This window comes from Wenyingzhuangia gilva, from assembly GCF_030519655.1.
Classification (GTDB): domain Bacteria; phylum Bacteroidota; class Bacteroidia; order Flavobacteriales; family Flavobacteriaceae; genus Wenyingzhuangia; species Wenyingzhuangia gilva.
Genome location: NZ_JAUMIT010000005.1, coordinates 30,160 through 46,258, shown reverse-complemented (window position 1 = coordinate 46,258; position 16,099 = coordinate 30,160). Strand labels below are relative to the sequence as shown.

11 protein-coding genes, 2 tRNA genes and 3 rRNA genes are annotated in these 16,099 nt (G+C 36.1%); 1 reads left to right on the top strand and 15 read right to left on the bottom strand.

From position 1 onward, the window contains the following. Positions 1-31: 31 nt before the first annotated feature. Genes QVZ41_RS10460 through QVZ41_RS10450 form a run of 3 tightly spaced genes read right to left on the bottom strand, consistent with a single transcriptional unit; the run spans position 32 to position 2,476 of the window. Positions 32-799: an arginine deiminase-related protein gene (locus QVZ41_RS10460; protein WP_302884522.1), complete on the bottom strand. Its 768-nt coding sequence runs from the start codon at positions 797-799 to the stop codon at positions 32-34. 1 nt (position 800) lies between these two features. Then, on the bottom strand, positions 801-1,223 hold the full coding sequence (locus QVZ41_RS10455) for a LexA family protein (RefSeq protein WP_302884521.1): 423 nt from the start codon (positions 1,221-1,223) through the stop codon (positions 801-803). Beyond that, positions 1,223-2,476, bottom strand: a complete 1,254-nt coding sequence (locus QVZ41_RS10450) for a Y-family DNA polymerase (RefSeq protein ID WP_302884520.1) — start codon at positions 2,474-2,476, stop codon at positions 1,223-1,225. The genes QVZ41_RS10455 and QVZ41_RS10450 overlap by 1 nt, the downstream gene beginning before the upstream one ends. 169 nt (positions 2,477-2,645) lie before the next feature. Here QVZ41_RS10450 and QVZ41_RS10445 point away from each other — a divergent pair, with 169 nt between their 5' ends. Continuing rightward, positions 2,646-3,548, top strand: coding sequence for a DUF72 domain-containing protein (locus tag QVZ41_RS10445; RefSeq protein ID WP_302884519.1), 903 nt, complete (start codon positions 2,646-2,648; stop codon positions 3,546-3,548). Positions 3,549-3,674: 126 nt separating this feature from the next. Here QVZ41_RS10445 and rrf read toward each other — a convergent pair. From rrf to QVZ41_RS10385, 12 genes are all read right to left on the bottom strand, one after another. After that, positions 3,675-3,783: ribosomal RNA gene (rrf, locus tag QVZ41_RS10440) — 5S ribosomal RNA — on the bottom strand. Positions 3,784-3,945: 162 nt separating this feature from the next. Further along, positions 3,946-6,743 (bottom strand): 23S ribosomal RNA (locus QVZ41_RS10435). Between the two features lie 237 nt (positions 6,744-6,980). After that, a tRNA-Ala gene (locus QVZ41_RS10430) sits at positions 6,981-7,054 on the bottom strand. A gap of 137 nt (positions 7,055-7,191) precedes the next feature. Further along, positions 7,192-7,268, bottom strand: a tRNA-Ile gene (locus QVZ41_RS10425). Positions 7,269-7,357: 89 nt separating this feature from the next. Next, positions 7,358-8,879, bottom strand: a 16S ribosomal RNA gene (locus QVZ41_RS10420). The 16S, 23S and 5S rRNA genes sit together here with 2 tRNA genes alongside, the layout of an rRNA operon. 845 nt (positions 8,880-9,724) lie before the next feature. Continuing rightward, complete coding sequence (ppnP, locus tag QVZ41_RS10415; RefSeq protein ID WP_302884518.1) at positions 9,725-10,006, bottom strand: pyrimidine/purine nucleoside phosphorylase; 282 nt, start codon at positions 10,004-10,006, stop codon at positions 9,725-9,727. 91 nt (positions 10,007-10,097) lie between these two features. Beyond that, complete coding sequence (locus tag QVZ41_RS10410) at positions 10,098-10,247, bottom strand: hypothetical protein (RefSeq protein WP_302884517.1); 150 nt, start codon at positions 10,245-10,247, stop codon at positions 10,098-10,100. 53 nt (positions 10,248-10,300) lie between these two features. Next, positions 10,301-10,867, bottom strand: a complete 567-nt coding sequence (locus QVZ41_RS10405; RefSeq protein ID WP_302884516.1) for a hypothetical protein — start codon at positions 10,865-10,867, stop codon at positions 10,301-10,303. A gap of 336 nt (positions 10,868-11,203) precedes the next feature. Continuing rightward, a complete protein-coding gene (locus QVZ41_RS10400; protein WP_302884515.1) occupies positions 11,204-12,979 on the bottom strand; it encodes a cytochrome c oxidase subunit I in 1,776 nt (591 codons plus the stop codon). Between the two features lie 41 nt (positions 12,980-13,020). Then, positions 13,021-14,079 carry a cytochrome c oxidase subunit II gene (locus QVZ41_RS10395; protein ID WP_302884514.1) on the bottom strand — a complete coding sequence of 353 codons (1,059 nt, stop codon included), beginning with the start codon at positions 14,077-14,079 and terminating at the stop codon, positions 13,021-13,023. Between the two features lie 39 nt (positions 14,080-14,118). Beyond that, positions 14,119-15,519 (bottom strand): quinol:cytochrome C oxidoreductase, encoded by a 1,401-nt coding sequence (locus QVZ41_RS10390; RefSeq protein WP_302884513.1) that lies wholly within the window; start codon positions 15,517-15,519, stop codon positions 14,119-14,121. A 23-nt stretch (positions 15,520-15,542) separates the two neighbouring features. After that, entirely contained in the window at positions 15,543-16,094 is a 552-nt protein-coding gene (locus QVZ41_RS10385; protein WP_302884512.1) for a c-type cytochrome, read from the bottom strand. Positions 16,095-16,099 lie beyond the last annotated feature (5 nt).

Sequence of the window (16,099 nt, the reverse complement as noted above, 5' to 3'; positions counted from 1 at the left end):
ATGAACTAAGTAGTTCATCCTTTTTTTTGTGCTATAAAATAATATCACTCAATTTTATTCCTGCTTTGTCTAAAAAAGAAATATTTATGATTTCCGTTTTTATTTCAGAAAGTGCATTTTTTTGATCTTCTGTAAATACATTATGTGCTTTTTGAGTCAGTATCAATTTATCCCCCACTGACTTCATATCAAAAACACCATTCTCTATTTGTTCTTTTGTAAAAGTAATGGTACTAATTCCGTTTACTTTTAAAAGAGAAAACAAATCTTTTTTTACTTTTTTATCTTTTATATACGCTGAACAAATCAACAACCTATTTCCTACAAAACAAGCTATATCACTTGTTAATATATCATCTGGTAAATCAAAACTAAAAGGAGTCAACTCAAAATCTTCACAATATTCTTCGAATAAAGATTCATCCGTTTTTTCATTAATTCCGCACAAAGCTATTTCAGAAGCCAAATGCGAAACCAAACTATTTTGGCCGTAAAAATAAATCTCTTCCTCAGCAGCTTCGGTATAGTCAATGGTTTCTTTGTTTTCTATTTCTAAAACTTTATCTATTGCTTCATAATAAGCCTCAATATCTTTAATAGGAGAAACAGCAATTTGTTCCTCATTTTTAAAAAATAAATTAGAAATACTTAAAGGCTTTAGAACTCCTAAATCCAAGATTTTAAAATCAGTATTTTTTGTAAGTATATCAAAATCTCTTTGTAACAATTCCTTTTGTGCATTGGGTAACACACCTAACGATTTATCAAAAATCCAATTCCTAAAATCTATTAATATCATACTATACTTTTTTAATCACATAGGTTACTATACCCCAAATTATCAACTCCTGATCTTCTGTTACTTTTATCTCTTGGTAACTTTTATTTTCAGGAACCAAATATACACCATCCTTATCAACTCTTAATCTTTTAACAGTAAAGTCTCCCTCCAACATGCAAACAGCAATTTTACCATTCTGAGGTTCCAAACTTCTATCAACCACCAACAAATCTCCATCAGACATTCCTGCATCCTGCATAGAATCTCCATCTACTTTTGCAAAAAAAGTTGCGGTCTCGTTTTTAATCAATTCTTTATCTAAAGAAATTCTCTTTCCTTGAAAATCTTCTGCAGGTGAAGGAAATCCGGCTTTAATTCCATTTTCTACAAAAGGAATTTTTACAAAACCATTAAATTCATATTTATAAAATGTCAACATCATCATTTACAATTTACAGTAATAATATCACTAAATTTAGTCGTGTATTGTGGAGACAAATGCTCCTGTCTCATTTTCCAAGTCTTCTTAATATCTTGATTGGCCAACTTTAATTTTCCTTGTCCCATTTTATCGTTCAATCTATCCATGGTATCCATCAATAACTGATGTTTTGGATTTTCATCTCCAAACAATCTTATTTGATGACTACTATTTGGAGTTATCGATACCAAAATTACTCCTGCTTTTTTATAAGTATGTCCTTCTTTAAAAATTTCACGTAATTTTTCTAAAACCCCTTTGGTAATAGTAATACTAGAACTAGTTGCAAACCCAAAATGCACCATTCCTCCTAATTTTATATGTTCCTTTCCAAACCTGTTAGATCTTAAAAAAACATAAGCACCAGCACATTCGCTTTTTTGTTTTCTTAACTTTTCTGCGCAACTATTCGCAAAAGTAGCCACACGTTCTTCAATTTCTTTCAAATCAGAAATCACATTAGGAAAACTGCGTGTCGTAGCAATCATATATTTATCATGTACTTCCTCAAAACCAATGGTTGGTTTTCCTTCTAAATCATGTTTTAAACGCAATCCAACTATAGAAAATTTACTACGAACCAATTCATCTGACAACAATGTAAAATCATAAGCCTTTTCAACATTCATGTCTTGTAATTTTTTGGACAACTTCCTTCCAATTCCCCAAACATCATAAATCGGAGTCCACTTTAATGCTTTTAAACGCTTCTCTTCTGTTCCAATAACATAAACATTTTTAGTTTGTTCCGGATAAGTTTTCACAATATTATTAGCCAATTTAGCCAACGCTTTACTTGCTGCAATCCCAACACTCACTGGCAATCCTAATTGTTGCATCACTTCTTTCTGAATCTGTTTCCCAATCAACTCCGCCTCTTGTGCCGATACATTTTCAAGCTTAAAAAAAGCTTCATCTATAGAGTAGGGTTCAATATCATCTACATATTTACTAATAATGGTCATTACCCTAGAACTCATATCTCCATATAAAGCATAGTTAGACGAAAAAACATAAACACCATGTTTTCTAAAATCATCTTTACTTTTAAAAGCAACAGCTCCCATTTTAACATATGGCTTTGCTTCTTTACTACGCGCAATCACACAACCATCATTGTTTGATAAAACCACAATAGGTTTCCCAATCAAATTAGGTCTAAAAGCTCGTTCGCACGATGCATAAAAACTATTACAATCTACAATTCCGTACATATTTGCAAAGGTAAATCAAAACACTGTGATATAAATGCATTTAAAATATTTGGGCGTTCCCCTATTGGGTCGTGCTCTCACTACTCGCTTTTTCCACTATGTTACAAAGAGCTCAAACACACCGTTCCATCACTAACGCAAACTAAAATTAGATTTGTATTTTTACATTATGCAATTCGGAAAAGTACTCAACCCAGAAAACATAGATTTCACACTACCTAATGATCATACCGATACCTCTAACGTATTTAATAAATCATTTATCGGTAAAACTGAATTTTATATTGGATGTGCCAAATGGAATAAACAAGACTTAAAAGGTTTTTATCCTCGAGGTACAAAAGATGAATTAAAATATTATAGCAGTCAATTTAATAGCATCGAATTAAATGCTACCTTCTATAATTTATACCCAAAAGAACAATTTCAAAAATGGTATTTAAAAACACCTGTTGATTTTAAATTCTATCCAAAAATCACCAAAGATATTTCACACGAACATCAATTAGATAATAGCTCTTATCCCATTACGGAATTGTTTATAAATAATGTTATTGAGTTAAAGGAAAAACTAGGAACTATTTTTTTACAAATGCATGAATCCTTTAGTCCTATCGATTTTGTAAAACTGAAAGACTTTATAGAAACATGGCCAATACAAATTCCTCTTGCCGTAGAACTTCGTCATACAGATTGGTATCATAATACTGATATAGCTAATGAATTATATCAACTTTATCAAACTAAAAACATCAGTAATATTATTACCGACACAGCTGGCAGAAGAGATTTATTACACATGAGATTAACCAATTCTAAAGTATTTATTCGTTTTGTAGGTTCAAACCATTCTTCTGATTATAAAAGATTAGATGACTGGATTGATAGAATTGAGAACTGGATCAATCAAGGAGTTCAATCTATTTCATTTTTTATTCATCAAAATGTAGAAATAGAATCAGTACTATTATCATCATACTTCATCAAAAAACTAAACAATAGATTAAGTTTAAACTTAAAAGTCCCTCAAACATTATCCGACATTGAAGGTCAACAGCAAAGTTTATTTTAATAAATAATAAGTGAAGTTTTTGATCGAATTTGAGGTGTATTTATTTTGTGAGTATCTCATTCACTACTTCCCCAAAAAGAAGGATATAAAAAAACCTCATTCAATTTAATGAATGAGGTTTCTAAAAAAAGGCGATGACATACTCTCCCAGCAATGCTAGTACCATCTGCGCTAATAGGCTTAACTTCTCTGTTCGGAATGGGAAGAGGTGAGCCCTATTGCAATAATCACCTTAAGGTCTTAATAGTCCTTAGTATCTAGTAGTCAGTATCAAGATTTTAATCTTTGTACTTTATACCCTTTACCTTGTACTATCAGTATGTGTTAACATATTGATACCAATATTGTTTATTGTATTTATATTACTTGGTAGTGAAATCAATAATTAAAGCCCGCAGTACATAAGCCTATGGGTTATTAGTAATACTCGGCTATGACATTACTGCCTTTACACCTGTATCCTATCAAGGTCGTGATCTACAACCACCCTTTAAAGAAATCTCATCTTGTGGTGGGTTTCGCGCTTATATGCTTTCAGCGCTTATCCCTTCCCAACGTAGCTACTCTGCAATGCTCCTGGCGGAACAACAGATACACCAGAGGTTAGTTCAATTCGGTCCTCTCGTACTAGAATCAAATCCACGCAAATTTCTAACGCCCGCTACAGATAGAGACCGAACTGTCTCACGACGTTCTGAACCCAGCTCGCGTGCCACTTTAATGGGCGAACAGCCCAACCCTTGGGACCTTCTCCAGCCCCAGGATGTGACGAGCCGACATCGAGGTGCCAAACCCCCCCGTCGATGTGAGCTCTTGGGGGAGATCAGCCTGTTATCCCCGGAGTACCTTTTATCCTTTGAGCGATGGCCCTTCCATGCGGAACCACCGGATCACTATGCTCTTGTTTCCAACCTGATCGACTTGTAGGTCTCGCAGTCAAGCACCCTTATGCCATTGCACTCTACGTACGGTTACCAAGCGTACTGAGGGTACCTTTAGAAGCCTCCGTTACTCTTTTGGAGGCGACCACCCCAGTCAAACTACCCACCAAGCACTGTCCCTCGTCAGAGGTTAGACTCTAGATAAGCAAAGGGTCGTATTTCAACAATGACTCCACAACACCTGGCGATGCTGCTTCAAAGTCTCCGACCTATCCTACACATTACTTATCCAAAGCCAATACTAAGCTATAGTAAAGGTTCACGGGGTCTTTTCGTCCCGTAGCGGGTAATCGGCATCTTCACCGATACTACAATTTCACCGAGCTCATGGCTGAGACAGTGTCCAGATCGTTGCACCATTCGTGCAGGTCGGAACTTACCCGACAAGGAATTTCGCTACCTTAGGACCGTTATAGTTACGGCCGCCGTTTACTGGGGCTTCATTTCAGATCTTCGCCGAAGCTAAACCCTCCACTTAACCTTCCAGCACCGGGCAGGTGTCAGGCCCTATACATCAACTTTCGTTTTAGCAGAGCCCTGTGTTTTTGATAAACAGTCGCCTGGACCTTTTCACTGCGGCCCATCCGAAGATGGGCGACCCTTCTCCCGAAGTTACGGGTCTATTTTGCCTAGTTCCTTAGCCATGAATCACTCGAGCTCCTTAGAATACTCATCCCAACTACCTGTGTCGGTTTACGGTACAGGACGCAGCCCTCGCTTTTCTTGGAACCGCTTACTTCTTTTCGCTTCACCCGAAGGCTAGGCTCAACGTACTATTCCGTCAGTACGTAAAGATCTGGGCAATCCGTCACTTTTAATGGGTGCGTGTACAGGAATATTAACCTGTTGTCCATCGACTACCCCTTTCGGGTTCGCCTTAGGCCCTGACTAACCCACAGCTGATTAGCATCGCTGTGGAAACCTTAGTCTTTCGGAGGGCGGGTTTCTCACCCGCCTTATCGTTACTTATGCCTACATTTTCTTTTCTAGACGTTCCAGCATCCCTTACAGAACACCTTCAGCACAACTAGAATGCTCCCCTACCACGTATAGTAAACTATACATCCATAGCTTCGGTAATATGTTTATGCCCGATTATTATCCATGCTCGTCCGCTCGACTAGTGAGCTGTTACGCACTCTTTAAATGAATGGCTGCTTCCAAGCCAACATCCTAGCTGTCTGGGCAGACAAACCTCGTTTTTTCAACTTAACATATATTTGGGGACCTTAGCTGATGGTCTGGGTTCTTTCCCTCTCGGACATGGACCTTAGCACCCATGCCCTCACTGCTGTAAATCATTATATAGCATTCGGAGTTTGTCAGGAATTGGTAGGCGATGAAGCCCCCGCATCCAATCAGTAGCTCTACCTCTATATAACTAATACAACGCTGCACCTAAATGCATTTCGGGGAGTACGAGCTATTTCCTGGTTTGATTGGCCTTTCACCCCTACCCACAGGTCATCCCAAGACTTTTCAACGTCAACGGGTTCGGTCCTCCACTGTGTGTTACCACAGCTTCAACCTGCCCATGGGTAGATCACCAGGTTTCGCGTCTACTCAACCTAACTAATTCGCCCTATTCAGACTCGCTTTCGCTACGGCTCCGGATCTTAAATCCTTAACCTTGCTAGATAAAGTAACTCGTAGGCTCATTATGCAAAAGGCACGCCGTCACCCAGCTTGTGGGCTCCGACCGCTTGTAGGTGTACGGTTTCAGGATCTATTTCACTCCCTTACTTAGGGTTCTTTTCACCTTTCCCTCACGGTACTAGTTCACTATCGGTCTCTCAGGAGTATTTAGCCTTACCGGATGGTCCCGGCAGATTCAGACAGGGTTCCTCGTGCCCCGCCCTACTCAGGATACTGCTATCAATAACTCGCTTTACTTATACGGGACTATCACCCTCTACGGTTAACCTTTCCAGGTTATTCTAATTCATTAAGCATCGAATATTGCAGTCCTACAACCCCTACAATGCCGTAACATCGTAGGTTTGGGCTCTTTCGCGTTCGCTCGCCACTACTAACGAAATCATTATTATTTTCTCTTCCTCCGGTTACTTAGATGTTTCAGTTCACCGGGTTTGCCCCTTTCGGTACTATGCCTTCAACATAGTGGGTTGCCCCATTCGGAAATCTACGGATATAACTCTTATGTGCAAATCCCCGTAGCTTATCGCAGCTTATCACGTCCTTCTTCGCCTCTGAGAGCCTAGGCATCCGCCATACACCCTTAATTAGCTTATTGTACTTTTGCGTCTTTAATCATTAATGGTCGAAACCATTTTTATTGTTACAACTTGCGTTGTTCTATTTCTATTATAATTCTATCATAAATGATAGATTCTAATGTCTACTCAAGTAATATTATTTTTTAAACAATATTATTATCAATATGTCAATGAACGTTTTTTAGTATTAAGTATTTAGTACTAAGTACAAAGTCTAAATTTGTACTCCTTACTTAGTACTTTGTACTAAATTGTGGAGAATATCGGAGTCGAACCGATGACCTCTTGCGTGCAAGGCAAGCGCTCTAGCCAGCTGAGCTAATCCCCCATTACTAGTAGGCAAGTTCCACAGTCTGCAGTTTGCAGTCGCTTATGCTTACTTGGGTGGATTACTAATCCTCTAGAATTTCCTTTGTAATACAATCTATTGTTGTCTTTTTTTCTGCCTAACTATCAAGCTAACCTTGGTAGTCTCGGGCAGACTCGAACTGCCGACCTCTACATTATCAGTGTAGCGCTCTAACCAGCTGAGCTACGAGACTCAATATGTGATTGTATTATATATTATAAAAATTAACAGCTAATTAAAAAGTAAAAAAGATTCATCTTAACATTCATCTCTTTTCTCTAGAAAGGAGGTGTTCCAGCCGCACCTTCCGGTACGGCTACCTTGTTACGACTTAGCCCTAGTTACCAGTTTTACCCTAGGCGGCTCCTTGCGGTGACCGACTTCAGGCACCCCCAGCTTCCATGGCTTGACGGGCGGTGTGTACAAGGCCCGGGAACGTATTCACCGCATCATGGCTGATATGCGATTACTAGCGATTCCAGCTTCATGGAGTCGAGTTGCAGACTCCAATCCGAACTGTGATAATGTTTGAAGATTCGCATCTTGTCGCCAAGTAGCTGCCCTCTGTCATTACCATTGTAGCACGTGTGTAGCCCAGGACGTAAGGGCCGTGATGATTTGACGTCATCCCCACCTTCCTCGCGGTTTGCACCGGCAGTCTCTCTAGAGTCCTCAGCTTAACCTGTTAGCAACTAAAGATAGGGGTTGCGCTCGTTATAGGACTTAACCTGACACCTCACGGCACGAGCTGACGACAACCATGCAGCACCTTGTAAGAAGTCCGAAGAAATAGCTATCTCTAACTAATGCATCCTACATTTAAGCCCTGGTAAGGTTCCTCGCGTATCATCGAATTAAACCACATGCTCCACCGCTTGTGCGGGCCCCCGTCAATTCCTTTGAGTTTCAATCTTGCGACCGTACTCCCCAGGTGGGACACTTATCACTTTCGCTTAGTCACTGAGCTTACACCCAACAACTAGTGTCCATCGTTTACGGCGTGGACTACCGGGGTATCTAATCCCGTTCGCTCCCCACGCTTTCGTTCCTCAGCGTCAGTCAATACGTAGTGGACTGCCTTCGCAATCGGTATTCTATGTAATATCTATGCATTTCACCGCTACACTACATATTCTATCCACTTCCATATGACTCAAGACTAACAGTATCAAAGGCAGTTCAACAGTTAAGCTGCTGGATTTCACCTCTGACTGATTAGCCCGCCTACGAACCCTTTAAACCCAATGATTCCGGATAACGCTTGGACCCTCCGTATTACCGCGGCTGCTGGCACGGAGTTAGCCGGTCCTTATTCGTATGGTACCGTCAAGCAAATACACGTATCTACAGTTCTTCCCATATAAAAGAAGTTTACAACCCATAGGGCAGTCATCCTTCACGCGGCATGGCTGGTTCAGGCTTGCGCCCATTGACCAATATTCCTCACTGCTGCCTCCCGTAGGAGTCTGGTCCGTGTCTCAGTACCAGTGTGGGGGATCTCCCTCTCAGGACCCCTACCTATCGATGTCTTGGTAAGCCGTTACCTTACCAACTAACTAATAGGACGCATAGCCATCTTAAACCGATAAATCTTTAATTATAAATCCATGCGAATCTATAACACTATGGGATATTATTCCACGTTTCCATGGGGTATCCCCCTGTTTAAGGTAGGTTCTATACGCGTTACGCACCCGTGCGCCGGTCGTCAGCAAATTGCAAGCAATCCCTGTTACCCCTCGACTTGCATGTGTTAGGCCTGCCGCTAGCGTTCATCCTGAGCCAGGATCAAACTCTTCATCGTTAATGTTGTTGTTATATCGCTATAACTTAAATTATGATGATGCTCAAAAAAATCTCATGAATCTAATCATGTAATTTTACTTTCTAATTTTACGCTGTCAATTTCAATATTCTCAATGAACTTCACGCATCGCGTGTTTTGTATTCAGTAACTCAGTTAAGAGTCAACAACCTAGCTACTTCGCTAAGCGGTTGCAAATATAAGAACTTTATTTTTCTTAAAACAAATAAAATTTAAAATATTTTTCAAATCTTTTTTTGCATTAAACAGTAAACTTAATCACCAATAAAACCCCTAATGTATCTGAACTTTTTCGCTCCTTAAAGCAGTTACCTGCTCGCCGTTGCGGGTGCAAAGATACGCTACTTAAAACATTATTTCCTAATATATTTTAACCTTTTTTTTCGTTTTTTTTATAACTCAGTCTAACAGCCTTATTTATCGAACTTTAAACCTGGAATTATTTTTAAAAATAGTCTGTATTTCTAGTTTTGGAAACTAATATATAATAGAAAGACTTGCTCTTAGGGATAGACCCTTTAGAAAAACCCTAAATAAATTCATCTCTGAACTCTTAGCTACAACCTAGAAAAAGCCGGTAACAACAAGCACAACCTCCCGAAGTCTCGGAAGCAAACACATAAAAAACACATATAATCCTCCATAAAACAAAAAAGAGATCTACTATATTAGTCTCCTTTTTTATTTTAAATCACAGCCTGGCGAATGTAATCTTCGTATTCATCCCAAAATAATTCGAATTTTGGCATTGTGATAGTGAAAATAAAAAAGGCTTTACTAATCATTTATAGTAAAGCCTTTTCTAATATTGTAAATAAATTCAATTATTTATATTGACATAAATAAGAAGTTTGACCTGATACTTTAACTTGAAACTTTTGATTCGCTTCTATTTCATATGCTTCACCTGCTTTATAGGTAACCCAATCTGAAGATCCTGGTAACAAAACCGTCATCTCCCCTTCTACGACATTCATCGTTTCATGTAAACTTGTTGCGAACTCGTAAGTTCCAGCTTCCATAACTCCTAAAGTAGACTTCCCTGTTGCTGATTCGTACCCTAATGATTTAACATTTCCATCAAAATATTCATTTGCTGATATCATATTATCTTGTTTTAATTATTATAATACGAAAATATGGAATTAGTAAGAAGAGACAATGAAACTTTTGGTACTTTTAATAAAAAATGAAAATCTAAGGAATGATTTTAAACTTATCAATTTTTAAGTTTGATTTTCCTGCATAAACTTCGTATCCTGCATTAATTGACTTTAACCAACAATCATCAGGAGCTAGTTTGTCTATTAAGTGTTTTTTACTTTCAGGAATGTTAGCAAACTGCACGTAATTTTTACTTGCTGCTATAATATCTTTTACATTGACTTTTAAAACTGGAACTATTCCATTTTTTCCATAAGGGATAAATTTAACATGAATTTTATCGTCCTTATCCCCCCTGTATTAAAAAATTTATATCTAACAGCATAGGTATAAGTCTTATTTTGATAAGTTATGGTATATGGCTTTATTTGTTTATTGTCATCTCTTGCAAAAAAATAAATAACTCCATTTGAAGATGTACTAATATCATTCGTAGAATTATCAAAATTATAGCTAAAAGACTCTATCACCAAATCATAATCTCTTAATGAAGAATCAGGAATTGAATTTTCTGTACCATTATTATCAAAGATAAAATTTATAGAAGCCATCCATTTATCATTTTCATCTGTAGCATTTGACTCACTGTTAATCCACTCGATGGACATTGTTGAACTTATGTCTTTCATTTTTACAGACATTCCTACTTTAGATTTATCACCAGAGTACCAATTTTTACCTATTTTAACACCTCCTACAATAATGTTAGGATATCCATCCATTCCAGTTCCTCCATCATCATTATAATTTAAAAGATAATTTGCACCATATGTATGGTTAAAATAGTCGTTATAATAAGACATCGTACTACTGCTGTTGTTTAAAGGACCTAATGTATATGATGATATAATATTCTTTTTTGTATATACAGTTGTTGAGCTTTCTGAATCACATAGATCGTGTAATTCGTTAGAGTCGTGTATATCACTACAGTCCTCATCAGTATTGCTATCGGAAAATTGTTCAGATGATTCATTAGTATTTCTATAGTTCTTAACATCTTCCTTAGTACAACTAAATATAAAAGAAGCAATTATTGAATTATTAACAGTTAATAATATAGAATGTTAAACCAATAATTAAATATAAAAAAAGACCTTACTTATTATAGTAAGGTCTTTTTTTATATGATATAAATATTATGATTCTTGTTCACCAGCTTTTAAGGGAACTGTTTGCATAATATAATCTTCTCCAAAGATGTATTCTCCATTTTCATCTACTTTGCTGTAATCATATGGCCAACGGTGTACTTCAGGAATTTCTCCTGGCCAATTTCCATGAATGTGCTCTACAGGAGTTGTCCACTCTAAAGTATTAGAACGCCATGGGTTTTGGGTAGCTACTTTTCCTTTGTAGATACTCATGAAAAAGTTTACTAAGAAAACAATTTGTGCAGCACCACCAATTAAAGCAAATACAGTCATTACTTGGTTTACATTTGCTAAATCATCAAATAATGGGAAGTTAGTGTTTGTGTAATATCTACGTGGTAAACCTGCTAAACCAATAAAATGCATTGGGAAGAAAACACCGTATGCTGCAATTGCAGTAATCCAGAAGTGAACATAACCTAAGGTTTTATTCATCATTCTACCATACATTTTAGGGAACCAGTGATATATACCAGCATACATACCATAGATAGCAGATACCCCCATTACCAAGTGAAAGTGAGCAACCACAAAGTAAGTATCGTGTACGTTAATATCTAAAGCAGAATCTCCTAATACAATTCCTGTTAATCCTCCTGTAATAAAAGTTGATACCAATCCGATAGAAAATAACATTGCAGGGTTAAACTGTAAGTTACCTTTCCATAAAGTAGTAATATAGTTAAATGCCTTTACCGCTGAAGGTATTGCAATTAATAATGTTGTAAATGTAAATACTGATCCTAAAAATGGATTCATACCCGATACAAACATATGGTGCCCCCATACAATTGTTGATAGGAAGGCAATTGCCATAATAGATCCAATCATTGCACGGTAACCAAAAATAGGTTTACGTGAATTTGTAGAAATAATTTCAGAAGTTAATCCTAATGCAGGTAATAGTACAATGTATACTTCAGGGTGTCCTAAGAACCAGAATAGGTGTTCAAACAATACTGGAGAACCTCCTTGATAATTTAAAACTTCTCCACCAATAAATATATCAGATAAGAAGAAAGATGTTCCAAAACTTCTATCAAAAATTAACAACAACGCTGCAGAAAACAATACAGGGAAAGAAACAACTCCAATAATTGCTGTAACAAATAAAGCCCACATTGTTAATGGTAATCTTGTCATTGTCATTCCTTTTGTTCTTAAATTTAAAATTGTAACAATATAATTTAAAGAACCAATTAAAGACTGTGCGATAAAAATAGCCATTGAAACTAACCATAAGGTCATCCCTGTTCCAGAACCTGGAATTGCTTGTGGCAATGCAGATAAAGGAGGGTAAATTGTCCATCCTGCCGAAGCTGGTCCTGCTTGAACAAACAATGAAATAACCATAATTACTGATGATATAAAAAACATCCAGTAAGAAATACAGTTCATAAATCCTGAAGCCATATCACGAGCTCCAATTTGCAATGGAATTAATAAGTTAGAAAAAGTACCACTTAAACCTGCTGTTAATACAAAGAATACCATAATTGTACCATGAATAGTAACTAAGGCTAAATAAATATCAGGTTTCATAACTCCTGCTTCAGATTGAAAACGTTCTGGTAAGAAAGCTTCAATAATTGAAAATGAATGCTCTGGCCATGCAATTTGTAATCTAAATAACAAAGACATTAAAACTCCAATAACTCCCATGATCATACCAGTTACTAAAAACTGCTTTGAAATCATTTTGTGATCAAAACTAAATAAATATTTAGTTACGAATGTTTCTTTATGGTGATGTGCTGACATATTAATTTTTATCTTTTGATGATTCTAAACGGTTTATATAACTAAAATAATTCTTTAGCCGTCTTTTGTTGATTTAACCAAGTCAAATAATCTTTCTCAGATTCAACAATAATTTTCATTTGCATATTGTAGTGAGAAGGACCACATATTTTGTTACATAATAATAAGTAATCAAATTCATATGGCTCTTCACCATTAGCTACTCTAGCTTCATTTACACTAGCAACTTTTAAAATAACATCTTCTTGTTGACGCATTTCTTCAGTAGTATATTTTGGTGTAAATCCAAACTCAGTAACCATTCCTGGTACACAGTTCATTTGTGCTCTAAAGTGAGGCATGTATGCAGAGTGTAAAACATCTTGTGAACGGAATTTAAAAACTACTTTTTTACCAACAGGTAAATGTAATTCACGTACAGGAATATCATCTGCTGCATTTTCATCTGTCATATCAATTCCCATAGTATTAGCTCCTTCTATGTTTCTAACATTTCCACGACCTAACTCATTATCTCTACCTGCATATCTTGCTTCCCAAGAGAATTGCTTAGCATATACTTCAACTAAAATAGCTTCATCACCTTCTAAGTCGGTAACATCATTCCATATAGATAATCCATACAAAATTAGAACTGCTAATACAACTGTAGGTATTGTTGTCCATATTAATTCTAGTTTGTGAGAATCAGCAAAGAAAGTTGCTTTTCTACCTTTAATACCTCTGTATTTGTAAGCAAAAAAGTATAATAATGCTTGTGTTAAAAACTGAACAATTCCAATTAATACAAAAGTGATTGTATATAAATTATCATAATTTTCACCTTCAATAGATGCTGCATCTGGCAACATAATATCATGTAGGAAAATTAGACAATACCCCATTAGTAAGTAAAAACCTACTAAGAATATCATAAAGAATTTACCTTGTATATCATTATCTTTTTCGGTTGCGATAGGATTGTTATCGTTCTGAAAAGTAATGATCTTATTACCGTCTTTAATCTCTTTAAAGATTACTCTGTATGTAAGTAGTCTATTAACTTGCCAAATTCCAATGGCAAAAGCAACGGCTACGAAAAAATAAAATAATGCTAACATAATTCTGTTTTAATTTTTTTGCAAATGTAATGATATATATTAATAATGGAAATGTTCACTTTCGTGTAAGAAAGGATTTCCTTTTGCAATTAATGGAGCTTTACTAATAGAAGTAAAGACAGCATAAATAAATAATCCTAAAAAGAATAAAACACTACCTATTTCTCCCCATCCGAATCCCCATTGATCTCCAACAGTTGCTGGCATAATCATCACAAAAACATCAATATAATGTCCTAATAAGATAATAGTTCCTGCTCCTAATACTATCTGAGGAATACGTTTAAAGTCACTATTTACCAACATTAATACAGGTAAAATAAAGTTCAAAGGAATCATTCCTAAGAATAATAATTTATATTCATCAAAACGTTGTACAAAATAAGTGGTCTCTTCTGGCATGTCTGCATACCAAATTAACATGAACTGAGCAAACCATAAGTAAGTCCAAAAAATAGAAAACCCAAACATAAATTTTGCTAAATCATGTAAATGACTGTTATTAACAATTTCTAAATACCCTTTAGATTTTAAGTAAACGGTTACCATTGCAATTACTGTTAAAGCTGATACTACACCCGTAGCAAACACATACCAACCAAACAAAGTAGAGAACCAGTGTGGATCTAATCCCATAATCCAATCCCATACAGACATAGATTCGGTAAAAATAAAGAACGCTAAAAAAGCAACTCCAATTTTATAGTTTTTATGATAATTTACTAAATCAGAAGCATTGTCTTGTAATAAAGAATATTTTCTGTTTAAGAAACGGAAAATATTCCATCCTACTAAATAAATAATACTACAAATCAACCATCTTGGTACGTTTAACCATCCTGATTTGTTAGCGATAATTGGATCGAAATTTGGTGATGATGGATCAACAGTACCCTCAGCCATCCAAACAAATAAATGATTTCCGTGGAAAGCCGTTACAACTAAAAACACTAAGAAAATAGCCGATACATATGGTAAAAATCCTGAAATCCCTTCCATTACTCTAAACAAAACTATTGACCATCCTGCTTGAGCAACTCTTTGAATATTTAGAAAAGCAAATACTACAACTGTTACAAAAGTGAAAAAGAATAAAGCAACATAAAATGCAGCCCATGGTCTATTTTGTAATTGATGAAAAACATGTTCTAAATGGCTACTATCATGTCCTTCTTCTGCATGATGATCTGGATGTTCTTCATGAGTAGTATCTACGTAATGTGCTTCTTTATCAGTATGTTCATGAGTTTCTTCATGAGCAATTGTTTTTGTTCCGTGAGCTTCACCATGAGCACCATGTGCAGCTTCTTGGTGAGCTAATATTTCAGCAGCCTCTGCTTCTGTACTTGGAGCAGATGCAAAACTGATGATGATACCTATTAAACCAATTACCATTAAGGCAATAGCTCCTATTTTTAATTTACTTGAAAATTGATACATAATTTATCTAAGTGTTTTGGTAATTATTTTAACAAGTTGTTTCTTAATTCCTGAACGTGTTTAGTAATTAACCAACGTTCTTTCTCAGTTAATTGAGAGGCGTGAGAACCCATCATGTTTTTACCGTGCATAATTACATGGTAAATACTTCCTTCAGTAATATCTCTATCCTTGTAATTTGGAATTCCTAAAAACTTTTCTCTTTTAACTAACTCACCTTGTCCATCACCTTTTTTACCATGACATACTGCACAATAAATTTCAAACAATTGAGCTTCTTTATTGCTATCAAAGTCTTCCGCTGTTAAAGGAGATTTTAAATTCATCTTAGCATCTTCATAACCTTCATTTGTATCAGGATATTCATAAGGAATGTGTCCTCTTGAAATTGATCCTACAACAGGTTGTTGTGCTTCGATTCCGTTTGTAAATACATCGCTTTCTTCATATGGTTCACCTGAAACTGACTGATACATATCTGGCATGTATTGTAAGTTACGTTTGGTTTTATCGCATGAAGTAAAGACCAATGTTACTATTGCTATAACTGTTGTTATTTTAAATAATCTACTCATGAGTT